The following is a 22754-nucleotide window of genomic DNA, read 5'->3' on the forward strand; positions in this document are numbered from 1 at the left end:
GGGAACGATCCGCCCGGTGTGGCTCGTCCTTCGGTTCGTATGAACAAGACGATCAGGCGCGCTTCGGTCTTCGCACTGCTCCTGGTGTTGGCTCTGCTGATCAGGGCGACCTGGGTGCAGTTCTACGAGGGCCGGGCGCTGGCAGACGACAAGGACAACCGGCGGAACGCGATCGAGACGTACTCGGCGCCGCTCGGGAACATCATCGTGGGCGGCCGGTCGGTCACCGGCTCGAGCCCGACGAAGACGGGCGACCTGAAGTACAAGCGGACGTACACGGACGGTCCGCTGTACGCGGCGGTCACGGGATACGCGTCGCAGGCGTACGCCCCGACCCAGTTGGAGGGCATCTACAACGATCTGCTCAACGGCACGGACAGCCGGCTGAAGTCCGTGATGGACACGCTCACCAACCAGCGGGCCGAGCCGGGCAACGTGGTCACGACCATCGACCCGGACGTGCAGAAGGCGGCCTACGAGGCGCTCGGCGACAAGAAGGGCGGTGCCGTCGCCATCGACCCGAAGACCGGGAAGATCCTGGCGGTCGTGTCGACGCCGTCGTACGACCCGTCCTCGCTGACCGACGCCAACACCGCGGGAGCGGCCTGGCGGAGGCTCACCTCGGACCCGGACAAACCACTGGTCAACCGTGCGCTGCGGCAACCGCTGCCGCCCGGCTCGACGTTCAAGCTGGTCGTGGCTGCGGCCGCGCTGGAGGACGGGCTGTACACGTCGGTGGACGAGCGGACGGACAGCCCCGACCCGTACACGCTGCCGGGCACCAGCCGGGAGCTGACGAACGAGAACCCGAACGCGCCCTGCACGAACGCCACGATCCGCACGGCGCTGGAGTACTCGTGCAACAACGTCTTCGCGAAGATGGCCGTGAAGCTGGGCCAGGACAAGGTGAAGGCGATGGCCGAGAGGTTCGGCTTCAACGACGACACGCTGGATGTTCCGGTGCGGGCCTACACCAGCGTGTACCCATCGGACATGTATCCGTCGCAGACGGCCCTGACGGGCATCGGCCAGTTCGATGTCACCGCCACGCCGTTGCAGATGGCAATGGTGTCGGCGGCCATAGCCAACGGCGGCAAGCTGGTCTCGCCACACATGGTTGCGCAGATCACCGACAGCGGAGGTGATGTGCTGGAGGACTACGGCGACGCGGGTTCGAAGCAGATCGTCAGCTCCTCGACCGCCGAGCAGCTGCAGTCGGCGATGGAGACCGTGGTGAACAAGGGCACGGGCACCAACGCCCAGGTGCCGGGCGCGACCGTGGGCGGCAAGACGGGGACGGCCCAGCACGGCGAGAACAACAGCCAGGTGCCGTACGCCTGGTTCACCTCGTACGGCAAATCCGACTCGTCGGACAAGGAGGTCGCCGTGGCGGTGGTCGTCGAGCAGTCGGACGCGGCCCGCTCGGAGGTCAGCGGCAACGGCCTCGCGGCGCCGGTCGCCAAGGCGATGATGCAAGCGGCGCTCAAGGACTGAACCTCGGCCGCCGACAATCCGTCTGTAGAGACGAGACGGGCCGCCCCCTCCCCCCGGGGGCGGCCCGTCCTCGTCACCTCGCTCCCAGGAGCCGCTCGATCGGGTCGATCGCGAAGTACACGAGGAACAGCGCCGAGGTCCCCCACAGCAGCCAGTGGACCTCCTTCGCCCGGCCGAGCACGGTCTTGACGACCACGTAGGCGAGGAAACCCGCCCCGATGCCGTTGGTGATGGAGTAGGTGAACGGCATCACCGCGATGGTGAGGAACGCGGGGATGGCGATGTCGTAGCGGTCCCAGTCGATCTGCTTGACCTGGGTCATCAGCAGGAAGCCGACGGCGACCAGGGCCGGGGCTGCGGCCTGGAGCGGGACGATGGTGAGCAGCGGGGTCAGGAACAGCGCCAGACCGAACAGGCCGCCGGTGACGAGGTTGGAGAAGCCGGTGCGCGAGCCCTCGCCGACACCGGCCGCGGACTCGATGTAGGAGGTCGCCGACGACGCGGAGGCCGCACCGCCCGCGACCGCGGCGGCTCCGTCGATGAGCAGCACCCGGCCCAGGTTCGGGACCTTGCCGTCCTCGTCGAGCAGGCCGGCCTCGGCGCTGATGCCGACGACCGTGCCCATGGTGTCGAAGAAGTCGGACAGGATCAGTGTGAAGATCAGCAGGACGACGGTGACGACTCCGACGCCGGGTGCGCTGAAGGCGCCGAACAGGTCGAAGTCGCCGATGAGCCCGAAGTCGGGGGCGTCGACGAGCCGGTCCGGCCAGGAGGGTGCGGTCAGGCCCCAGGACTTGATGTCGGCCAGGGAGTTGATCAGGATCGCCAGCGCGGTCATGGTGACGATGCTGATCAGGATGGCGCCCTTGACCTTGCGGGCGAGCAGTCCGATCGTCAGCAGCACGCCGAGGCAGAAGACGAGCATCGGCCAGCCGGCGAGGGTGCCGGTGCCGCCCAGTTGGACGGGCACGGTGGTGTTCGCGGCGTCCGGGATGCGGCTGACGAACCCGGCGTCGACGAAGCCGATGAAGGCGATGAACAGGCCGATGCCGACGCTGATCGCCTGCTTGAGCGGCTGTGGTATCGCGTGCATGACGGCCTCGCGCAGACCGGTCACCACCAGCACGCAGATCAGCAGGCCTTCGAGGACGATCAGGCCCATGGCGTCGTCCCAGCTCATCAACGGGGCGATCTGGAAGGCGACCACGGCGTTCAGGCCGAGTCCGGCGGCGAGCGCCAGGGGCAGGTTGCCGCCGACGCCCATGATGATCGTCATGACCGCGGCGACCAGGGCGGTGGCGGTGGTGAGCTGGACGGCGTCCAGCTGGTGTCCGAACTTGTCCTTCGCTCCGCCCAGGATGAGGGGGTTCAGGACGAGTATGTAAGCCATCGTGAAGAACGTGGCGAAGCCGCCGCGTATCTCCCGGCCGAAGGTGGAGCCCCTCTCGGAGATCCGGAAGAACCGGTCGACGCCGTTCGCCGGCGGTTCCTCCACGGGAGGCCGGTCGGTGACCTGCTGCGGTTCGGACATGGCGCGTGCTCCTCGGTGCCTGGGTCATCGGTGTGCGGATGCTGGCCGGATTGTGCCCGCCGTGAACCCTGTTCGGGTTTTCTCCGTGTTACGGAATCGGAGTCCGGCCCGCCATACGCCGTTCGAAGCTCCGTACGAACCGTTCGACGATCGCTGCTACGCTTCCCGATCTCGTCCGGGTCTCCCCCGGATGATCACATGTCATCTGCATGACAGTCACCGGGCGCCCCGGCCGGGAGCGCCCTCAGCCGCCGCGAGGAGAGGTCGCCCGTGGGCACAGCCGTCGACGACGCCGCCTCCGTGGAGTTCCACGCCTTCTTCGAGCGTCACTACGCCGAACTGTCCCGTCTCGCCCACCTCCTGACGGGCGAGTCGGACACCGCCGACGATCTGGCGGCGGACGCGTTGCTGGCGCTGTGGCACCGCTGGGACCGGGTGCGCGCGGCCGACCACCCGGCGGCGTACGCCCGCGGTGTGGTCGCCAATCTGGCCCGCACCCGCATCCGCAGCGCGGTGCGCGAGCGGCGTCGCATCGCCCTGTTCTGGTCTCAGCGCGAGGAGAACACCGAGAACCCGGACGTCGCGGGCGTGGTCGACGTGCAGGAGGCGTTGCGCAGGCTGCCGTTCCGCAAGCGGGCCTGTGTGGTGCTGCGGCACGCGTTCGACCTGTCGGAGAAGGACACCGCCCTGGCGCTGGGGGTGTCGGTGGGTACGGTGAAGAGCCAGACCTCGAAGGGAATGGCCGAACTCCAGCGGTTGCTGGGGGCGCGGGGGGTGCCGCAGCGGATGCACGCGACGCTGGGGGCTCCCCGCTGTTCGGCCGCCGTGGAGGGCACGCGCACCGGTGAGGCCGGAGGGAGGGACCGATGACCATGCGGCGGGACGTACACGAGGAACTGCGCACACGGCTGCACGAGGCGGCCGGAGCGCACGAGCCCGACCGGGAGCGCATGCTGGCCCGGATCGAGCGCGGCATGGCCGGTCCGGCCGTTTCCGGCCACCGGGCGAAGCGTCCCCCGGTATTCGGTTGGATGCGGGTGGCCGGTGCGACGGCCGCGGTCGCCGGTGTGCTCGCGGTGGGCGGTTACGCGGTGGCGTCCGCGGTGAAGGACGAAGCCGCACCTCAGCAGGAGGTGGCGACGTCGCCGACGCCCACGCCTTCCCCGGAGGCGACGAGCCGGCCCCCCGTGCCTCCGCCCGTGGAACCGGCGCCCAGCCGGTCGCCCGAGCACCGCGAGTCCGGCCCTCCGCCGTCGGGGACGCCCGACGCCCCGGCCGCCCAGCGGCCGCCCGCCCCCGAGGACGGGCCGCTGTGGTCGGACGGCTCGGTCGACCCGCACAGCAACGACTACTGGGCGCAGAGCAACGTCACCCTCAAGACCCGCGAGCAACTGACCGCGCTGAGCGTGCGGTTGAAGGTCGCCCAGACCGGCGGGGTCTCCGACGCGGGCGCCTGGCGCTCCCTGCCCGAGAACGACTTCACCCTCACGGTCGCCGAGCGGGACGGCTTCCTCGTCTACACCTGGACCCTCAAGGAGGGCCGTACGGTTCCGGCGGGCGAGTGGGTGTTCGCCGGCCAGTTCGCCCACGCCCGCGGCGGCCGCGACGCGGGAGAGGACGCCTACGCGGTGACGGCCACCGCAGGTTCGCGGCAGTTGTCGGTGGGCGGCGGGTTCGCCGCCGTGGCCGACGGCGGCGGCTCGTAAAAGACTCGTAAAAAGACATGAAGAGGCGGCAACCCTTTCTTCACCGGTGACGACCACCAGGCGCAAGAGTCACCCCCCTTCTGAGGAATCGGTACATGACTGCACCAGCAGAGCAGCGCGTCCGCCACCGCCGTGGTGTCACCAAGCGGCGGGCGGTGATCGCCGCGGTGTCCGCTTTCGGCATCACGGGAGCGGCGATCGTCACCACGTCGATGCTGTCGACGGCGGGCGCCGCGTCCTCCTGGCCGGCGGACAAGGGCAAGACGCCGGTGCCGAAGACCATTTCGGTCTCCGGTGTGCGCGACGGCGGCATGAAGATGTTCTACGGCACCGGCGCGCTCGGCGGCGGCAGCCAGGACGAGGGGCAGGCCCCGCTCTTCGAGCTGGCCGACGGCGCGGTCCTCAAGAACGTCGTCATCGGCACCCCGGCCGCGGACGGTGTGCACTGCAAGGGCAGTTGCACCCTGCAGAACGTGTGGTGGACGGACGTCGGCGAGGACGCGGCCAGCTTCAAGGGCAAGTCCTCGTCCGCGGTGTACAGGGTGATCGGCGGCGGCGCGAGGAACGCCGACGACAAGGTGCTGCAGTTCAACGGCGCCGGCACGCTGAACGTGTCGGGCTTCCAGGTGCAGAACGCCGGCAAGCTGGTCCGCTCCTGCGGCAACTGCAAGACGCAGCACAAGCGCACGATCGTGCTCAGCGACATCGACGTGACGGCGCCGATGAACTCGATCGTCGGGGTGAACGTCAACTACGGCGACACGGCGACGCTGTCGAGGATCCGCGTCCACGGCGACGGCAAGAAGAAGATCAAGACGTGTGTGCGCTTCGAGGGCAACAACACGGGCAAGGAGCCCAAGGAGCTGACGCCACCCGGCCCGGACGGCAAGAGCTGCCTGTTCAAGGCCTCCGACATCAGCTACCGGTAGGCCCTGCCCCGCTGTGACTCCGGTTGGCCCTGGTCCCCCCACGGGCCGGCCGGATGCCGGGTCTCCGACCCCCCAGTCGGGCGTCCCGGAACCTCGGCCCTCCGGAGCACCCCTCCGGACGGCCGGACGGTACCGGTCGAGCCCCCCTCGACCGGTCGCTAGGACGCCCCCGCCGTTTCGCACCGGCGGGGGCGTCGCCCTGCGTGCGGACATCCCGCGGCGGGCTCCCACCAGGGCCGTTCACGGTGGATCCGAGGGTTGCGTCGGGGTGGCGGGTGCCGCCGCGCACCCGCCATCACGGTGCCGGTGCCGGCGTTGTTCACGGCCTTCTCGAGCCGGGCGGTGATGGAGACGGTGACCGTCGTCTGCGCCGGAGGCACCGGCGTTTCGAAAGTTTCGGAACCACCGTCCTCACACACACCCGTTGACGCCCCGCACCCCTCCGGTGAAACTCCGAGGGCCGCTATCCAACAGAACCCCCCACACTCCGACAGGAAGTGTCATGCGCCCCCGCATCGCCCGCACGCTCCTGCTTCCCTTCCTGGCCCTGACCGGCCTGCTCCTGACCCTTCTCACGGCACCGCCCAGCACCGCAGACCCCGGAGCACCACCCGTGAACCACAGCAGGTACGCCGGCTACCTCTTCGCCTACTTCACTGGCGAGGGCACCGCCGACGGCGAGCAGATCCGCTACGCCCTCAGCCGCGGCAACGACCCCCTGCACTGGCGTGAACTGAACTCCGGCAAGCCGGTCCTGACCTCCACGATCGGCGAGAAGGGCCTGCGCGACCCGTTCGTCATCCGCTCCCCCGAGGGCGACAGGTTCTACCTGATCGCCACCGACCTGCGGATGTACAAGAACTCCAGCGGCAGCTGGGACCAGGTGCAACGGCACGGCAGCAAGTCGATCATGGTGTGGGAGTCCACCGACCTGGTCCACTGGACCGACCAGCGCCTGGTGAAGGTCTCCCCGGACAGCGCGGGCAACACCTGGGCCCCGGAGGCCTACTGGGACGACGAGCTCGACGCCTACGTGGTCTTCTGGGCGTCGAAACTGTACGCCGACGACGACCCAAACCACGAGGGCAGCACGTACAACAAGATGCTGTATGCGACCACCAAGGACTTCCGCACCTTCAGCGAGCCGAAGGTCTGGAACGACCCGGGCTACTCGGTGATCGACTCCACGGTGGTGAAGTACGAGGACGAGTACTACCGCTACACCAAGGACGAGCGGGACCCCAGCTCCTCCAGTCCCTGCTCGAAGTTCATCACCGGGGAGAAGTCCACTTCCCTGACCGCGACGACGTACGACTTCGTGGCCGACTGCATCGGCAAGGGCGCGATGGACCGCGGCGAGGGCCCGACGGTGTTCAAGTCGAACACCGAGAAGAAGTGGTACCTGTTCATCGACGAGTACGGCGGCCGCGGCTACGTCCCCTTCGAGACCACCGACCTCGCCTCGGGCAAGTGGACCCCGTCCACGAACTACCAGCTCCCGGCGAGCCCCCGGCACGGCACGGTCCTGCCGGTGACGCAGCGGGAGTACGACCGTCTGCTGGCCGCCTACCCGGCCACGGCCACCTCGGTCGTGGACGCGACGGCGAAGCGCCAGAAGGGCTACGCCATCGTCACGGACAGTGCCTCGAAGGTCGTCCTGCCGATGGAGCCCCACGCCGACCTACGGCGCCTCGCCCCGAAGCTGTGGGTCGGTGAGGGCGCGAAGCTCAGCCCGAAGTCCGGGACCCGACGCGACTTCCGCACGCCGCAGAGGTACACGGTCACCGCCGCCGACGGCACCAGGCGCACATGGACGGTCGAGGCGGTCCGCACCCGCAGCCCGATCCTGCCCGGCCTGAACGCCGACCCCGACGTGCGTTACATGAACGGCCGGTACTGGATCTATCCGACCACGGACGGCTTCCAGGGCTGGAGCGGCACCAAGTTCAAGGCGTACTCGTCGAAGGACCTGGTCCACTGGAAGGACCACGGCGTCATCCTCGACCTCGGGCCCGACGTGAGCTGGGCCGACAAGAACGCCTGGGCCCCCGCCATCGCCGAACGGAACGGCAAGTACTACTTCTACTACTGCGCCGAGCAGCAGATCGGCGTGGCGGTGGCGGACTCCCCCGCCGGCCCCTTCGAGGACGCGCTCGGCAGGCCGCTGGTCGCCAAGGGCGGTTCGCTGAAGGGCCAGATGATCGACCCGTCGGTCTTCACGGACGACGACGGCCAGGCCTACCTGTACTGGGGCAACGGCCGTGGGTACGTGGTGCCGCTGAACGACGACATGGTGTCGTACGACGCGTCGACGGTGCGGGACATCACCCCGGACAACTTCCGCGAGGGCTCCTTCGTGATCAAGCGAAAGGGCACGTACTACTTCATGTGGTCGGAGGACGACACCCGCAGCGAGAACTACCACGTGGCGTATGCGACGGGACCGTCCCCGCTCGGTCCGTGGACCAAGCGCGGGACGATCCTCGAGAAGCGGTCCGAGTACGGCATCCTCGGCACCGGCCACCACTCGGTGGTGAACGCCCCCGGCACCGACGACTGGTACGCCGTCTACCACCGCTTCGCCCTCAACGGCCCCGGCAGGCCGGGCGGCGACGGCATGCACCGCGAGACGACCATCGACCGCATGGAGTTCGCGGCCGACGGCACGATCAAGCCGGTGGTGCCGACGCTGGAGGGCATCGAGCCGGTACGGCGGTGACGCTCGCAGGACGTCGTCGAGCCAGCTGACGACCTCGTCCTGCATCGCGTGGGTGAAGACGTGGCCGAGCTCCGGCCACGTCTTCATCCGTATCCGCTCCTCGGCGTGGTGCGAGCGCCAGACGGCACGCAGCTCCCACGCGCGGGCGGACGCGAGCCGCGTGTCGTCGTACCGGGGCCGGACGAGTTTCTCCTTCCCGATGTCGAACCCGGCGCCGTGGTCGTGCAGGAGCAGCACGGCGGGGAAGGGCCCGTGGCCGTGCGGGGTGAGCGGGGCGCCGCGGACCCGTTCGTAGCGGGTGAGGGAGACGGTCACCAGCTCGCGGGTGTGGTCCCGCGTCCGGGAACGGCCGGTGAACTCCGGCGCGTGCGGCGTCCCGTCCTGCCGCTCGACGAGGAGGTGCTCCTCGACGGTGGCCCGGGCGGTACGCCGCCAGGCGCGAAGGTCGCGGACCGGGGAACGGCCCCGGGCGGGCGGGAAGGTCAGGGCGGCCTTCAGGGCCGGGTGGAAGTCCGGCAGTGGTCCGTCCACGACCGCCGCCCGCGTCCCACTCACCGCCACCTCCACCCCGCTCACCGCCACCCCGCTCACCGCCGCCCCGCCCGGCGGCGCGGCCCCCGCCCCGGGCACGGACGTCCGGCACCCCAGGGCGTCATGGGCACGCCGTCTTCCACGGCTCCCAGTCGCCGAGCCAGGCGGCGCGGGTCGCGGACCGGGCCTGTCGGGCGGTGAGTTGGGGCCGCTCGGCGGGGACCGTGATGTGCGCGCCCGGCCCGGTGTTGCGGTACTCGGCGAAGCGCTGGGCCTGCCAGGGGTGGGCGTCCCGCATATTGGCGTAGGGCGCGACCGCGTCGATGCCCGGGCCCAGCCAGGTGTCGCGCACCGTGAGCATCGGGCGGGCGGTGGTGCTGGAACCGGGCACCCAGGGACGGGCCAGTTTGTAGAAACCGTCCGGGGCGTCGCTGCCGACGTGACCACGCGTCACGAGGTAGCCGTGCGGATTGTCCGCCTCCGTGGAGGGGGCGAAGACGAAGCCGTACGGGGCGCCGGACGCGTCCGTGCGGTTCAGGGTGCGGAAGCGGCAGTGCTCGAAGACGGCCGAGGCCCGGCCGAAGACGAAGTCGACGTCGCCCTCGATGTGACAGTGCGAGAAGAACTGGCGGGCGAAGAGGCTCGCGGCGTTGGAGTCGGCGTACAGGGTGTCCTGGTGGCCGAGGAAGCGGCAGTGGTGGAAGGCCGAGCGATCGCCCTGCACCTTGATGGCGACGGCCTGGGTGCCGCTGATCTCGGGGTGCTCCTCGCGCAGGAAGTCGTTGGCGAAGGTGATGCGGTGGGCGGTGAAACCGTCGGCCCGGACGGTGGTGGTGGCCGAGCCGGTGGTGCCGTAGGTGCCTGAGCCGTCCGGCTTCGGGGTGCCGGCCGCGTTGTCGTAGACGATGACGACGTCACGCGGACCGTCCCCGGCGCCGAGCCAGGTCATCTCCGTGCGGGAGCGGTCCACGGAGACCGTCTCCCGGTAGGTGCCGGGCGCGATGACCAGGGTCCAGCCGCTGCCCGCGACGGCGGTCACGGCGGCCTGGACGGAGGTGAAGTCGCCGTGGCCGTGCGGGTGGACGTACAGGGTCCGCGGGGTGCGGCGGGCGGCCGGCGAACCGTACCGGCCGAAGGGGCGCGGCCGGGCCTGGGCGGGGGCGGCCGCCCCGACGGCGAGCGCGGCCGCGGCACCGGCGCCCGCGAGCAGGATTCCCCTTCTGGGCGGGGAGGGCGGGGTGTGGGGCGAGGACATGGGGGTGCTCCTTGGGGGTGCGGCTCGGGCGGTGATTCCTCGCGTGGGGGGTGGGGGGGGCCGGGGCGGTCCGCCCCGGCCCGGGGCGTGCGGGTGACGTCAGCGCAGGCGACCGGCGCCCGCGAAGTGGTCGACGAGCCACGGGATCGCCCGCGGCGAGTGGACCCGGGTGCGCAGGGTCGGCTTCCAGCCGGCGCCGGACTGCAGCTTCTCCTCGGGGATCTCCGCGTTGTGCACGGCGATCAGGTCGGTGAGCCTGCCGTTGACGTAGTTGTTCTCGGCGGTCAGCGGGGCTTCCTTCCACTTCTTCAGGATCTTGGCCGTGCTGACGCCCTTCGCCAGCGAGAAGGCGTTGTCCGTGGCGTACAGCCGCGATTCGATGCCGATGCCGAAGACGTAGCCGAACGGCTGGTCCTTGGTCACCACGAAGTGGTTGTTGTACGAGTCGACCTGCCCGAACCGCACGCGGGGCGCACGCTCGACGATGCCCTCGAAGCGGTTGTGGTGCAGGGTGACCTTGAGCTTGCCGGCGTCGTCCGCGGCGGCGCTGTCGCTGTTGCCGATCAGCATGGTCTTGTCGTGGTCCTGGAAGGAGTTCCAGGACACGGTCACGTGGTTGGTGCCGCGCACGATGTCGAGCAGCCCGTCGTGCTGCTGGTAGACCTTGCCGAAGTACTTCGGCAGGGAGCTGTCGGGGTGGCGGCCGTCGGTGAGGGTGTTGTGGTCGACCCACACATGGGTGGAGCCGTAGACGACGACACCGTCGTACTCGGAGTTCCAGGCGCCGGTGTTGTTGTCGTCGGTCGGGTCCCACTGCGGGAAGCAGTCGATCGGGGCCTCGATGGTGAGGTTGCGCAGGATGACGTTGTGCACGCCCTTGATCTGCAGGCTGCCGCCGAGGATCCCGGAGTTCTCCCCGACGCCCACGATGGTGGTGTTGGAGGGGACGCTCACCCTGATGGCCTTGCCCTGGTTGTCCGAGGACGCGTCCCGCAGGTCCTCCTGCTCCCCGCTGACCGGGGTGTCGTGGCCCCAGACGGCGGGGTCGTAGTCGGCGAGGTACTGCTGGAAGTCGTAGCCTTCGGCCTCGAAGGCCTCGCAGCCCTGGGCCACGGCGTCGATCATCCCCTTGACCTTGATGATCTTCGGGGCGTCACCGCCGGCCTTCAGGGCGGCCTTGAACTCCTCCCAGGTGGTGACGGTGTGGACGTGCGCGGCGTCGGCGGCCGAGCCGCCCGTCGTGCCCGTCCCCTGAGAGGCCCAGCCGTCCTTCGCGGCGAGTACCTCACGGCCGAGGTCCCGGCCGCCCGCCTGAGCGGTGGCGCCGGTCAGGGACAGCACCAGGGCGGTGCATCCGACGAGCGCGGCGGCTCTCACTGTGGCATGCCCATGCCAGTTGCGTGCATTCATGGTGCGGCTCTCCTAGTACAGGACGGGTGGGGTCAGGCGGTGGGCTGGGGCCAGGTGATCCAGGATTCCGGGATGTCGTCGTCCAGCCGGCGCACGTCCCGCGGTGCCAGCACCCGGGTGCGCAGCAGTTCCCGCACCACCAGCCGCGCCACGGCGATCGCGCCGGGCGGGTTGAAGTGCGTGTTGTCCTGCTCGGTCTCGGTCCAGTTGAAGTACTTCTTCGTCTCCTCGACCCCGAGTTCCTGCCACAGCGCGAGGGACAGGGCCTGGATGTCGAGCAGCGCCACGCCCTCCGCCTGGGCGAGCGCCCGCATCGCCGCGGGGTACTCGCCGTGGCTGGACCGGGCGTTGCCGTTCGCATCGAATCTGCGGCGCTCCACGGACGTGGCCAGCACGGGGCGCGCGCCGCGTGCACGGGCGCCGGCGATGTATCGCCGCAGGTAATCCTGGTACGTCGTCCAGGGCTCGGTGTAGCGAGTGGGGTCGTCGGACTTGGCGTCGTTGTGGCCGAACTGGATCAGCAGGAGGTCGCCGGGCCGAATGGCGTCGAGAATGGCGTCGAGGCGGCCCTCGTCGATGAAGCTCTTCGAACTGCGGCCGTTCACGGCGTGGTTGGAGACCTTCAGGGGCTCGCGGAGGAAGAACGGCAGTGCCATGCCCCAGCCGGTCTCGGGGGCGGCGTCGGCGTACTTCTGGGCGGCGGTGGAGTCGCCGGCGATGTAGAGGGTGCGGGTGCGCGGGGCGCCGCCGTAGGAGGAGGCTGTGGCGTGCGCGGGGGAGGCGGCGGCGACGACGGGGATGGCGGCGATGAGCGCCGCGGCGGCGACCTGTCTGCGGGTGAGAGACATGGGGGCGGCCTTTCAGGGCGGTGTTTCGGGGCTTTCGGCAGTGCCTCTTACTTCGGGTGTGGAGGGTTGTGGGGGGGTGGGGGGGTGTGGGGTGGGGGGTGGAGGGGTTGAGGGGTGGGGCCGACGGCGGGGCGCGATGGGTCCGCCGCCGGCCCGATCCGGTGGGCGTGGGGGGATCAGCGGGCCGGGATCAGCCCTTCTGCTCGTTCCATTCCTTCTGGGCCTCGTTCAGCTGCTCGGCCATCTTGTCCAGGAAGTCCTTGGCGCTCATGTCGCCGAGCAGGACCTTCTGGAAGCCGGCCTCGTTGTCGGCCTTGGAGATGGTGTTCCAGTCCGGCAGGTAGTACGGCAACTGAACGATGGTGGTGGAGCCGTCGTTGAGGGCCTCGGCGGCGAGCTTGGTCGGCTCGGCCTTGGAGATCCAGGCGTCCTTGGCCGCTTCGGTGTGGGACGGGATGGCGCCGGCCGACTCGTTCCACTTGGAGTTGGACTCGTGCGAGGCGGCGAACTCGATGAACTTCCAGGCGGCCTCCTTGTTCTTGGAGCTCTTGAACAGGCCGAGGCCGTCGACGGGGTTGGAGACCTGGACGCGCTTGCCGCCGGGACCGGTCGGCTGCGGGATGCCGCGGAACTTGTCGGTGCCGAGCGCCTTCACGTGGTCCTGGTAGGAGCCCAGGTTGTGGTTCAGCATCCCGATGGTGCCGGAGTCCCACTGGGCGACCATCTTGGTGAAGTCGTTGTTGAGGTCGGCGGCCGGCGTGTACTTCTTGTACAGGCCGGCGTACTTCTCCAGCGCTTCGACGTTTTTCGGGTCGTTGAGCGTGGTCTTCTCACCGCCGGCGTCCCAGAACGACGTGATGCCGGACTGCCCGTACATGGCGTCCAGCGCCTGCGCGATGGAGCCCGCGCCACCGCGGATGGTGTAGCCGAACTCGTTCTTCTCGACGTCGGTGAGTTCCTCGGCGGCCTCGTAGAACCGGTCCCACGTGGTGGGCGCCTCCAGACCCGCCTTGTCGAACAGGTCGGTGCGGTAGTAGAGGGTGCCGTTGTTCGCGGAGGTCGGGATCGTGAACATGTTGTCGCCGGAGCCGCCGGCCACCTTGACCGACTCGACCATGTCCTCGTTGAGCTTGCCGCCCAGGGAGGACTCGGCCAGCCGGTCCTCCAGCGGCTCCAGCGCGTTCTGCGCCGCGATGCCCGCGAGCATGGCCGCGCCGACACCGCCGACGTCGGGCAGTCCGCCCCCCTGGATGGCGGTGTCGTACTTGGACTGCACCTCGGTGGAGGGGATCCCGACGTACTCGACCTCGATGTCGGTGTTCGCCTTCTCGAAGTCGGCGATGATCTCCTTCCAGATGTCGGTGCGGACACCGCCGTTGTTGTCCCAGAAGACGATCTTCCCGGTGCCGCTGCCCTCGGCTCCGTCACCCCCGCCGCTGCCGTCGTCACCGCAGGCGGTGGCGGTCAGGGCGAGTACGGCCCCCAGAGCGACGGCGGCCGACGTCCGGCGCCTTCCTGTGCTGGTGCTGTGATTGCTGATCCTCATGGGTCGGCTCTCTTCTTCCGGATCCAACGGAGATGTGCGGTGTGGGGGTGTGGGGGTGTCAGTGGCGGTCGTACGGCGCCCAGCCGTCCGACCCGTTCAGGTAGCGGGCCACGGTGTGCGACCGGGCCTCGGCGTCACTCAGGTGCGGCCGGTCCGCCGTCAGGAACGCGCCGGGCCCGTGGTTGCCGTACTCGGCGAACCGCGCGTCCCGCCAGGAGAAGCCGCTCATGTCGGTCCACGGCGAGGCCTTGATCGCGGCGGGCAGCTTCGTGTTCCGGATCAGCACCTGGGCGATGGCGTCCGGCTGGCCGCCCGGGTGCCAGGGCCGCCCCAGGTGGAACGATCCGGCGGGTGCGTCGCTGAGGATCTCCGACCGGGTGATCAGGAACCCGTACGGGTTGTCCTTCCAGGTCGAGGCGGCGGTGATGTAGCCGTTGTTCGTCGCCGATCCCCGGCTCAGCGCCCGGATCACCGACCGCTCGATGACGGTGGTGGCCCGCCCGTAGATGAAGTCGACATCGCCCTCGATGTACGAGTCGCGGATGTAGACGCGGCTGACGGTGGTCAGCCTGGGGCTGTCGGTCATCAGGGTGTCCTGGTTGCCCAGGAACGCGGTGTCCTCGAAGACGATCCGGTCGCCGGTCGTCTTCATCGCCAGTGCCTGCTCGCCCTTCAGCTCGTGCGCTGCCTCGTCGAAGTCGTTGCTGAAGGTGAGGTTGCGTGCGGTGACGTCGCTCGCGGCGATCCGGACGGTCGCGCTCCCGGTGGAGCCGCCGTACTCGGCGGGTGTGTCGTAGACGATGACGGTGTCCGAGCGGTCCTGTCCGGTCCCGCGCAGCACGATCCCCGGCTTGTCCGCGGGAACGAGCACCTTCTCGCGGTACGTGCCGGGCGCGACCGCGACGGTCACGGGCACGTCGTTGCCGGACGGCACGGCGTCCACGGCCGACTGCACCGTCGGGTACGCGGCGGGGACGTGCAGCGTCACCGCGCCACCGATCCGCTTCTGCGGGCCGGAGAAGCGCTTGACCAGCGCGGGGACGGCCGCGGCCGGGTCGAGGCGGTAGTCGTAGAACGCCCGTGGGTCGAAGGCGTCACCCCGGGTGTCGTGCCGCCCCGTGGTGTTCTTCAGGATCGAGCCGCGCTGCACCAACTCGGCCGTGGCATCGGCCTGGTGGGGGTGCTGCACGCCGTCGTAGTAGCTGTTCTCGATGACCATCTCGGTCCTGCCGCGCGCCCAGCTGCCGTAGGTCCACTGCGGGTCGCCGTCGGCCACCTGACGCGAGAAATAGTTGTTGTACAGGTGCGCGTAGGCACAGTTGTCGGCGGACGGATTGCGTTGCTTCGTCCCCGTGAACCAGTTGTGGTCGATGGTGATCTGCGTCTTGGCGTTGTCCGTCCAGCCGATGCCGAACGCCTTGTTGTGGTCGGCGAACCGGTTGTAGGAGACGGTGACGTACTCGCTGTCCTTGCGCACGTCGAGCAGCCCGTCGCCCATGCGCGTGAAGCGGTTGTGGTCGATCCAGACGTGGTGGACGGAGTCCATCTGGATGGCGTCGAAGTCGGTGGTCTTGCCGTCCCAGTCGCCCTCGACGTAGGAGTCCCGGATCGTCAGGTTGCGGATGATGACGTTGTGCGTGCCGGGCTTGAGGTGCAGCTCGCCGTGGACGATCTCACCGGTGTCGCCGACGCCGATGAGGGTCTTGTCGGACGCCACCACGATGTCCGAGCCGAAGGGTTCGACGGCGATCGAGCCCTTGACCCGGATGACGTACGGTTCCTCGGCCGCCGCGTATCGGGCCAGCGAGGCCTGGTCGGTGACCGTGACGACCTTGCCGCCCGCGCCTCCGGTGGTGCCGCCGGCGAGGGCGGCGAAACCGTGCGGCCGGTCGGTGAAACGGTCGGCGGTCGTGGTGGCCGGGGTGGTCCGCGCCGTGTCCGTGGCGGGGGCGGCGGCCTTCGCCTCCCCCACCGTCCCCAGGGCCAGGGCGGCGACCAGGCCGAACACGGCGGCCATGGTTCTGCCGGATCCCGGCAAGCGCTTGCTTCGGAGGTGCGTCATTGCGGCTCCCAACAGGCGGGTGGTGACGGTTACAGGGGGCTGATCCGGAACTGCGTGAAGATGGCCGCGCCGGCGTGTCCGGAACCGGCGGGCGCGAGGGCGAACAGGCCGAGCAGGGCACCGACCCAGCGCCACGGGGTGGCGGCGAAGACCTGGCCGGAGGGACGGAAGCCGTCCCCGACGTCGCAGGAGAAACGGCAGCGCGCCCCGGCGCCGACCTCGACGCGCAGCCGGGCCCGGCCCTCGGGCGCCTCGCGGGGATGTGCGGCGTCCCGCTCCTGCTCCGCGACCGCCTCGGCGAACCGGTGCACCAGATGTACCGTCCCGTCCGCGCCGCGCTGGAGCCCGATCCAGCCGAACGCGTCGCCGAGGACCGCGAGTCCGGCCCGCGCGCCGGGTTCCTCGCCGGTGAGACACAGGTCCACCTCGACCACGCAGGGCGTGCCGGGCAGCCGTTGGGTGAGCACGTTCGGCAGCCGGCGCAGGTCGTGCGCGTCGGCCGAGCGGACGCAGGTCAGCCGGAGTCCGTCGCCGGAGTGCCGGGGGGCCCAGCCGTCCTGGGGGTTGGCGGTCCACTGCCACTGGCGGCCGAAGCGTCCGCCGGGGAAGTCGTCGTCGGTGGCGGGCGCGGCGGGCGGCTGCGGTGGCAGGCCGGGCCGTTGATGCTCGGCCACGGGGGCGCCCTCGTGACCGAGCACGGGCCAGCCGTCGGCACCCCAGCGCATCGGCTGGAGGTGCACGACCCGGCCGTAGGCGCCGCGCTGCTGGAAGTGCAGGAACCAGTCCTCGCCGGAGGGGGTGCGCACCCAGCCGCCCTGGTGGGGGCCGTTGACGTCGGTGTCCTTCTGCTCCAGGACGATCCTCTCCTCGTACGGCCCGAAGAAGCCGCGCGAGCGGAGGGCGCCCTGCCAGCCGGTCTCCACTCCCCCGGCGGGCGCCAGGATCCAGAACCAGCCGTCGTGCCGGTAGAGCTTGGGCCCTTCGAGGGTGAACCAGCCGGGGATGCGGTCGCCGTCGACGATCACCTTGCCCTCGTCGAGGAGTTCGGTGCCGTCGGGGCGCATGCGGTGGCCGGTGAGGCGGTTCTTGACGCCGGAGCGGGACTTGGCCCAGGCGTGCACGAGGTACGCCTCGCCGGTCTCGCCGTCCCACAGGGGGCACGGGTCGATCAGGCCCCGGCCCGGCTTCACCAGGTGCGGGCGGGTCCACGGGCCCCGGACCGCCGGGGCGTTGACCTGGAAGATGCCCTGGTCGGGGTCGCCCCAGAAGATCCAGAAGCGGTCGTCGTGATACCTCAACGAGGGCGCCCAGACGCCACAGTCGTGACGCGGTGCCCGGAACTCGTTTGCCGGTTCCAGGCGTTCGAGGGCGTGGCCGACCAGGGTCCAGTTGACCAGGTCGCGGGAGTGCAGCAGGGGCAGGCCGGGGACGCGGCCGAAGCTGGAGGCGGTCAGGTAGAAGTCGTCGCCGACGCGCACGACGTCCGGGTCGGACCAGTCGGCGTCGAGGACCGGGTTGCGGTACGTGACGTCGGTCTGCTCGGCGCTCACGGACCCACCGCCTTGCGGACGAGGGACGCGGCCGCGTCCCGGTCGAGGCGGCCGTCGGCGACGACGGTGACGACACGGCGTACGACGGTGTCACCGGGCGGGATCGGCAGCCGCTCGTCGTGCGCGAGGGACGAGCCCACGCCCGGGTACTCCCCGGTGCGTACGAACCACGGGTCCCGCCGGGTCCGCGCGGTGGCCCCGGCGAAGACCAGCGTCCAGGTGGAGCCGGCCAGGGCGAGCCAGTCGGCGCGCCGTCCGTGGACCCCGGCCTCGCCCTCGGTGTCGGCGGTGAAGACGTCCGGGGCCCCGGATTCCTTGCGGGCCCGCCAGAAGAAGCCGCCGTAGGCCGCGCCCGGGCGCCCGTTGGTGGCGGGGCTGCCGATGGACAGCGGGCCCGGGGTGACGTTGGTGAGGGAGAAGGTCAGGTCCAGCGCCCAGGCGCTGTCGGTGAGTCCGGTGGCCGCGACCGTGCGGCGTTCACGCAGCAGCTCACCTCCCGCCGCCACCCAGCGCAGCTCTTCCACGAAGCCGTCGGGGTCGCGCAGCCGGAAGGCGGAGTGCCGCTGCGAGCCGTGGTTGTCCAGCTCGGTCGGGCCCTGGTCGCGGACGAAGGTGCGCCCGCCCCAGAAGTTGTGCCCCTCGACGTCGGGAACGGCGACACCGACGCCGAGGTGGTGTGCGTGGTCGGCCGGGCCGAGCTCGGTCACGGCCGTGCCGGCCAGGGTGGTGACGGGGTGCAGGTACGGGCGCGGGGACAGGCGCGCGGGGAGCTCGGGCCGCGTGACGTACCGGCCGACCGGCCGGCCCGCGACATGCAGGACCGCGGTGTCGGTGGTCATCGGGTGCTCACCTCTTTCCGGCGGGCGGGCGGGAGCGCCCAGGGAGCACCCAGTTCGGAGTACAGGGAGAGGGTGTCGGCGGCGGCCGCCACCAGTCCGTCGATGCCGGGCACGACCCTGCGGTTCTCGCCGGGGATCCGGTGCCAGGCGGTGTCGGGCAGCGGGGCCGGGTCGGGGGCCTGCCGGATCGCCTCCACGACCTTCATGAAGGCGCCGGTCGCGTCCGGGGTGACCAGCAGGCCGGCCCCGGTGGTGAGGTGCGCCACGAGGTTCTCCAGCAGGTCGGTGCGGCCGTACTCGTACTCCTGCGGGCCGTGGTCCGCGCGCTGGAGCAGCACCCGGTCCTGCTTGTACCAGAAGGTGATCCGGCCGCTGCTGCCGTGCACCAGGACGTACGGCTCGTCGGCCCGTTCGGCGCACAGGGTCGCGGCGACGGTGACCGGGTGTCCCTGCGCGGTGGTGACGCGGACGCAGGAGGTGTCGTCGGACTCGATGGCGTTGGCCCGCAGCAGTTCGCTCTCGACGGCGGTGACGTCCTCGGCGCGGGTGCTGCCGCCGAGGGCGAGGGCGGTGGCGACGGCGTGCGCGAGGGGGTTGGTCAGCGCCCCGTCGATCACGTCGGCGCCGTTCATCCGTCGCTTGCCCGCCCAGGGCGCCCGGCGGAAGTAGGCCTCGTCGCGCACCCAGGCACCGGCTCCGCCGACCCCGACGAGTTGGCCGACGGCGCCCTGGGCGATCAGTTCACGGATGGCGGGCAGGGCCTGCGAGCCCAGCGACTGGAACCCGATCTGGCAGGCGACACCGGCCTCGGCGACACCGTCGGCCATGCGGCGGTACTCGGCGTAGGAGGGCGCGGGCGGCTTCTCCAGGAGGATGTGGACGCCGTTGCGCGCGGCCGTCAGCGCGAGGTCGGTGTGCGTCGGGATCGGCGTGCAGATCACCGCGATCCGGGCGCCGGTGGACTCCAGCAACGCACCGAAGTCGGCCGACTGCTCGGGGAGTTCGCCGCCGAACTCGTCCTCGGTCAGCGGGGTCGGCTCGCAGATGCCGACCAGCCGGACCAGTCCCGCGCGGCCGAGCCGGCGGATGTTCTCCAGGTGCCAGCGGCCGTGGCCGCGGGCGCCGGCGAGGACGACGGGCAGGGGTGTGCTCACGGGTTCCTCCCCGCTCCCGCGCCGCGGGCCACCACTCGGTCGGCCGTCCGGGCGCTGTCGATCTTCGTGTGCAGGGTCGGTGTCCAGCCCACGTCGGCGGTCAGGTCGCGCTCGCCGCCCGAGTTGTAGGCGTTGTGGATCGCGAGCAGGTCGACCGGATAGCCGTTGAAGAGGGTGCCGCTCTGGTGCAGGGCGCTGCCGTTCCAGCTCTTGACCAGGTCGGCCGCCTCGACGTGGCCGGGCGTGGTGAAGGCGTTGTTCTCGGCGTAGAGGGCGGACTCGGTGCCCACGCCGAGGGAGTAGCGGTAGGGCGCGCCGTCGGGCACGACGTACCGGTTGTTGTAGAGGTGCACCTGGCCGAAGCGGACCCGCGGGGCGCGCTGGACGACCGATGTGAACTCGTTGTGGTGCAGGGTGACCCGGAGGCTGCCCCGGTCGCTCGTGGCCGAGTCGCTGTTGCCGATGAGCACGGCCTTGTCGTGGCCGGTGAAGCGGCTCCAGGAGACGGTGACGAGGTCGGAGCCGTTGGTGATGTCCAGCAGGCCGTCGTGGCGCAGGTAGTTGCGGCCGAAGTGGGTGGGTTCCCTCTCGTCCGGGTGCCCCTGGTCGGAGAGCGTGACGTGGTCGATCCAGACGTGCGTGGCGCCGCGCAGCCAGATGTTGTCGTAGGCGGTCTTCCAGTCGCCGAGGCCGCCGGTGTTGGGCTGCCAGACGGGGAAGCAGTCGTAGGCGTCGCGCAGGTCGAGGTTGCGGATGATCACGTTGTCCGCGTCCTTGACCTGGAGGCTCGCGCCCTTGAGCACCGCGCGGGAGCCCAGCCCGACGATCGTGGTGTTGGAGCCGACGGGCAGCACGATCCGCTCGGCCTGCCGGGCCGCCGACGCCTGGCGGGCCTCCTCCTGCGGGCCGCTGGGCTTGGCCGGGCCCCAGGTGCGGGGGTCGTAGGCGGCGAGGTACTTCTTCAGGCCGTAGCCGTCGGTGGCGTAGTCGGCGCAGTCCAGGCGGTCGCCGTCGTCGTCGGTGTTGGCGTCGACGGTCCCGGCGATCTTGATGATCTTCGGGGTGTCGCTGCCGCCGTCGAGGGCGCGGACCAGCCCGGCGCGGTCGGTCACGGTGTGGACGTGCGCGTCGTCGGCCGCGGCACCTCCGGTGGTGCCGCCCGCGGCCGCCGCCCAGCCGTCGTGCGCGGGCAGGGTGTCGCGGCCGATGTCCCGGGCCTCGGCGTGCGCGGGGACGCACAGCAGCCCCAGCAGGCCGGTGGCCACGGCGAGGTGACGTGCTCTCATCCCTTCACCGCCCCCGCGCTGAACCCGGTGATCAGCCACTTCTGGATGAAGGCGAACACGAGCACCACGGGCACGGCCGCGATGATGCCGCCGGCGGCGAGGGCGCCGAGGTCGACGCTGTCCGCTCCCATCAGGGTGTTGAGGCCGACCGGGATGGTCTGCTTGTGCTGGTTGTTGAGGAACATCAGGGCGAACAGGAAGTGGTTCCAGGAGTGTACGAAGGCGAAGGAACCGACGGCGATCAGGCCGGGCCGCAGCAGCGGCAGGACGACGATCCGGAAGGCCTTGAACCGGTTGCAGCCGTCGACCCAGGCGGCCTCCTCCAGGGAGTACGGCACGTTCTTGATGAAGTTGCTGATCAGGATCATCGACAGCGGCAGCTGGAAGACGGTCTCGGCGATGATGACGCTGCCCAGCGAGTTGATCATCTGCAGCTCGGCGAAGATCTCGAACAGCGGGACCAGCAGCAGCGCGCCCGGGACGAACTGGGAGCACAGCAGGGCCAGCATGAAGAGCTGCTTGACCTTGAAGTCGAACCGGGCGAGGGCGTAGCCCCCGGCCAGCGCGACCAGGGTCGTCATCACCAGCGTGGCGACGCCGACGAGCACGCTGTTCTGGAAGTAGACGCCGAAGCTGCGCTCCGTCCACACCTTCTCGAAGTGGTCGAAGGTCATCGGCCAGGGCACCAGCGAGGTGGAGCCGGCCGGGCGCAGCGAGAACAGCAGGATCCAGTAGAACGGGATCAGCGTGAAGACGAGGTAGATACCCAGAGGCAGGTAGATCTGCCAGCGGGGCGCCTCGTCCCAGGCGCGGCGGGACGTGCTCGCCGGCCGCGGCGGTTCGGGGGTGGCGGGTGCGGGGGCGGGCGCGGCCTTGGTGGCCACCTTGGTGCTCACTTGTTCTCGCCTCCGAACTTGCTCATCCGCAGATAGACGACCGAGCAGAAGAGCAGGATCACGAACGCGACCGTGGTCAGGGCCGACGCGTAGCCGAAGTTGTGGGACTCGACGCTGGTGCTGGCGACGTAGAGCGGCAGGGTCGTGGTGACGCCCGCGGGTCCGCCGCCGGTCAGCGTGTAGAGCAGGTCGACGTTGTTGAACTCCCAGACCGCGCGCAGCAGCGTGGACAGGATGATGGCGTCCTTCAGATGGGGCAGTGTGATGTGCCAGAACTGCTTGAACCGGCTGGCCCCGTCGACCTCGGCGGCCTCGTAGAGGTCCTTCGAGACGGACTGGAGGTCGGCGAGGATCAGGATCGCGAAGAACGGCACACCGCGCCACAGGTCGGCGACGACGGCGGCGGGGAACACGGTCGAGGTGTCGGACAGCCAGCTGGTGCCGTAGGAGCCGATGCCCATGTCGGCGAGGTAACGGGTGATGCCCGTCTGGGAGTTGTAGAGCAGCACCCAGATCGCGGAGGTCAGTACGCCGGAGACGGCCCACGGGGAGAAGACCATGGCGCGTCCCAGGCCCCGGCCGACGAAGGTCTGGTTGACGATGAGGGCCAGCGCCAGGCCGAACATCAGCTGCAGGCCCACTTCGACGAAGACCCACTTGGCACTGAAGACGAGACTGTCCCAGAACAGCGGGTCGTCGGTGAAGATGCGGACGAAGTTGTCGAAACCCGCGAATCCGTTCCGCCACGGTTTGGTGGGGTTGTAGTTCTGCAGGCTGTAGTAGAAGACGCTGATGACCGGGTAGGCGATGAAGCCCAGCATGAGCAGGGCGGCCGGTGCGATCAGCAGGTAGGGAAGCCTGCGCGGGGTGGCGGAGGCACGGCGCCGCCTCGGTGGCGCGGGCGGTTTCGCCACGGCTGCGGCTTGGGCCATGACTGTTCTCCGTTCTCAGTACGTCGTGGTACGTCATGCGGGCGCGGTAAGCGCTTTCCCGCTGTG

The 22754-nt window shown here is 70.2% G+C and carries 17 protein-coding genes and 1 pseudogene; 5 read left to right on the top strand and 13 right to left on the bottom strand.

The window, feature by feature from the left end; translation table 11 throughout:
- The first annotated feature begins 39 nt into the window (after positions 1-39).
- Entirely contained in the window at positions 40-1494 is a 1455-nt protein-coding gene (locus tag ABTX62_RS18115) for a peptidoglycan D,D-transpeptidase FtsI family protein (protein WP_352117087.1), read from the top strand.
- 73 nt (positions 1495-1567) lie between these two features.
- On the opposite strand, the gene ABTX62_RS18120 is transcribed toward ABTX62_RS18115, so the two are convergent.
- Positions 1568-3025 carry an NCS2 family permease gene (locus ABTX62_RS18120; protein WP_352117088.1) on the bottom strand — a complete coding sequence of 486 codons (1458 nt, stop codon included), beginning with the start codon at positions 3023-3025 and terminating at the stop codon, positions 1568-1570.
- A 270-nt stretch (positions 3026-3295) separates the two neighbouring features.
- Here ABTX62_RS18120 and ABTX62_RS18125 point away from each other — a divergent pair, with 270 nt between their 5' ends.
- The 4 genes from ABTX62_RS18125 to ABTX62_RS18140 all read left to right on the top strand — a co-directional run bounded on the left by ABTX62_RS18125 (position 3296) and on the right by ABTX62_RS18140 (position 8379).
- Positions 3296-3895: a SigE family RNA polymerase sigma factor gene (locus ABTX62_RS18125; RefSeq protein ID WP_352117089.1), complete on the top strand. Its 600-nt coding sequence runs from the start codon at positions 3296-3298 to the stop codon at positions 3893-3895.
- Positions 3892-4731 (top strand): hypothetical protein, encoded by an 840-nt coding sequence (locus ABTX62_RS18130; protein ID WP_352117090.1) that lies wholly within the window; start codon positions 3892-3894, stop codon positions 4729-4731. Before ABTX62_RS18125 ends, ABTX62_RS18130 begins: the two co-directional genes overlap by 4 nt.
- Before the next feature lie 95 nt (positions 4732-4826).
- On the top strand, positions 4827-5660 hold the full coding sequence (locus tag ABTX62_RS18135; RefSeq protein ID WP_352117091.1) for a pectate lyase: 834 nt from the start codon (positions 4827-4829) through the stop codon (positions 5658-5660).
- Between the two features lie 502 nt (positions 5661-6162).
- The gene (locus tag ABTX62_RS18140) at positions 6163-8379 is read left to right on the top strand and encodes a glycoside hydrolase family 43 protein (RefSeq protein WP_352117092.1); all 2217 of its coding nucleotides are present in this window, start codon (positions 6163-6165) and stop codon (positions 8377-8379) included.
- A gap of 135 nt (positions 8380-8514) precedes the next feature.
- Here ABTX62_RS18140 and ABTX62_RS18145 read toward each other — a convergent pair.
- From ABTX62_RS18145 to ABTX62_RS18200, 12 genes and pseudogenes are all read right to left on the bottom strand, one after another.
- Positions 8515-9027, bottom strand: a pseudogene (locus ABTX62_RS18145) (hydrolase); the annotation flags it as partial.
- A 4-nt stretch (positions 9028-9031) separates the two neighbouring features.
- Positions 9032-10165 (bottom strand): pectinesterase family protein, encoded by a 1134-nt coding sequence (locus ABTX62_RS18150; RefSeq protein ID WP_352117093.1) that lies wholly within the window; start codon positions 10163-10165, stop codon positions 9032-9034.
- Positions 10166-10264: 99 nt separating this feature from the next.
- Positions 10265-11575, bottom strand: a complete 1311-nt coding sequence (locus ABTX62_RS18155) for a pectate lyase family protein (protein WP_352117094.1) — start codon at positions 11573-11575, stop codon at positions 10265-10267.
- Between the two features lie 32 nt (positions 11576-11607).
- Positions 11608-12423: a rhamnogalacturonan acetylesterase gene (locus ABTX62_RS18160; RefSeq protein ID WP_352117095.1), complete on the bottom strand. Its 816-nt coding sequence runs from the start codon at positions 12421-12423 to the stop codon at positions 11608-11610.
- 190 nt (positions 12424-12613) lie between these two features.
- A complete protein-coding gene (locus tag ABTX62_RS18165) occupies positions 12614-13969 on the bottom strand; it encodes an ABC transporter substrate-binding protein (RefSeq protein WP_352117096.1) in 1356 nt (451 codons plus the stop codon).
- A gap of 58 nt (positions 13970-14027) precedes the next feature.
- Entirely contained in the window at positions 14028-16031 is a 2004-nt protein-coding gene (locus tag ABTX62_RS18170) for a pectinesterase family protein (protein WP_502997972.1), read from the bottom strand.
- 29 nt (positions 16032-16060) lie between these two features.
- A complete protein-coding gene (locus ABTX62_RS18175; RefSeq protein ID WP_352117098.1) occupies positions 16061-17581 on the bottom strand; it encodes a glycoside hydrolase family 43 protein in 1521 nt (506 codons plus the stop codon).
- Complete coding sequence (locus ABTX62_RS18180; RefSeq protein WP_352117099.1) at positions 17578-18420, bottom strand: DUF6807 domain-containing protein; 843 nt, start codon at positions 18418-18420, stop codon at positions 17578-17580. Before ABTX62_RS18180 ends, ABTX62_RS18175 begins: the two co-directional genes overlap by 4 nt.
- Positions 18417-19574 carry a Gfo/Idh/MocA family protein gene (locus ABTX62_RS18185; protein WP_352117100.1) on the bottom strand — a complete coding sequence of 386 codons (1158 nt, stop codon included), beginning with the start codon at positions 19572-19574 and terminating at the stop codon, positions 18417-18419. The genes ABTX62_RS18180 and ABTX62_RS18185 overlap by 4 nt, the downstream gene beginning before the upstream one ends.
- Complete coding sequence (locus ABTX62_RS18190) at positions 19571-20860, bottom strand: pectate lyase family protein (protein WP_352117101.1); 1290 nt, start codon at positions 20858-20860, stop codon at positions 19571-19573. The genes ABTX62_RS18185 and ABTX62_RS18190 overlap by 4 nt, the downstream gene beginning before the upstream one ends.
- Positions 20857-21756, bottom strand: coding sequence for a carbohydrate ABC transporter permease (locus ABTX62_RS18195; RefSeq protein ID WP_283972075.1), 900 nt, complete (start codon positions 21754-21756; stop codon positions 20857-20859). The genes ABTX62_RS18190 and ABTX62_RS18195 overlap by 4 nt, the downstream gene beginning before the upstream one ends.
- A complete protein-coding gene (locus ABTX62_RS18200) occupies positions 21753-22688 on the bottom strand; it encodes a carbohydrate ABC transporter permease (RefSeq protein ID WP_283972074.1) in 936 nt (311 codons plus the stop codon). Before ABTX62_RS18200 ends, ABTX62_RS18195 begins: the two co-directional genes overlap by 4 nt.
- Positions 22689-22754: the final 66 nt, after the last annotated feature.

Origin of the sequence: Streptomyces sp. NPDC096046 (assembly GCF_040303285.1) — a bacterium.
Taxonomy (GTDB): domain Bacteria; phylum Actinomycetota; class Actinomycetes; order Streptomycetales; family Streptomycetaceae; genus Streptomyces.

What these genes read in the sequence shown, in the direction of transcription:
- ABTX62_RS18115 (WP_352117087.1), top strand. Translation starts at nt 40, where the DNA reads ATGAACAAGACGATCAGGCGCGCTTCGGTCTTCGCACTGCTCCTGGTG.
- ABTX62_RS18120 (WP_352117088.1), bottom strand. Translation starts at nt 3,025, where the DNA reads ATGTCCGAACCGCAGCAGGTCACCGACCGGCCTCCCGTGGAGGAACCG.
- ABTX62_RS18130 (WP_352117090.1), top strand. Translation starts at nt 3,892, where the DNA reads ATGACCATGCGGCGGGACGTACACGAGGAACTGCGCACACGGCTGCAC.
- ABTX62_RS18135 (WP_352117091.1), top strand. Translation starts at nt 4,827, where the DNA reads ATGACTGCACCAGCAGAGCAGCGCGTCCGCCACCGCCGTGGTGTCACC.
- ABTX62_RS18140 (WP_352117092.1), top strand. Translation starts at nt 6,163, where the DNA reads ATGCGCCCCCGCATCGCCCGCACGCTCCTGCTTCCCTTCCTGGCCCTG.
- ABTX62_RS18150 (WP_352117093.1), bottom strand. Translation starts at nt 10,165, where the DNA reads ATGTCCTCGCCCCACACCCCGCCCTCCCCGCCCAGAAGGGGAATCCTG.
- ABTX62_RS18155 (WP_352117094.1), bottom strand. Translation starts at nt 11,575, where the DNA reads ATGAATGCACGCAACTGGCATGGGCATGCCACAGTGAGAGCCGCCGCG.
- ABTX62_RS18160 (WP_352117095.1), bottom strand. Translation starts at nt 12,423, where the DNA reads ATGTCTCTCACCCGCAGACAGGTCGCCGCCGCGGCGCTCATCGCCGCC.
- ABTX62_RS18165 (WP_352117096.1), bottom strand. Translation starts at nt 13,969, where the DNA reads ATGAGGATCAGCAATCACAGCACCAGCACAGGAAGGCGCCGGACGTCG.
- ABTX62_RS18170 (WP_502997972.1), bottom strand. Translation starts at nt 16,031, where the DNA reads ATGACGCACCTCCGAAGCAAGCGCTTGCCGGGATCCGGCAGAACCATG.
- ABTX62_RS18180 (WP_352117099.1), bottom strand. Translation starts at nt 18,420, where the DNA reads ATGACCACCGACACCGCGGTCCTGCATGTCGCGGGCCGGCCGGTCGGC.
- ABTX62_RS18190 (WP_352117101.1), bottom strand. Translation starts at nt 20,860, where the DNA reads ATGAGAGCACGTCACCTCGCCGTGGCCACCGGCCTGCTGGGGCTGCTG.
- ABTX62_RS18200 (WP_283972074.1), bottom strand. Translation starts at nt 22,688, where the DNA reads ATGGCCCAAGCCGCAGCCGTGGCGAAACCGCCCGCGCCACCGAGGCGG.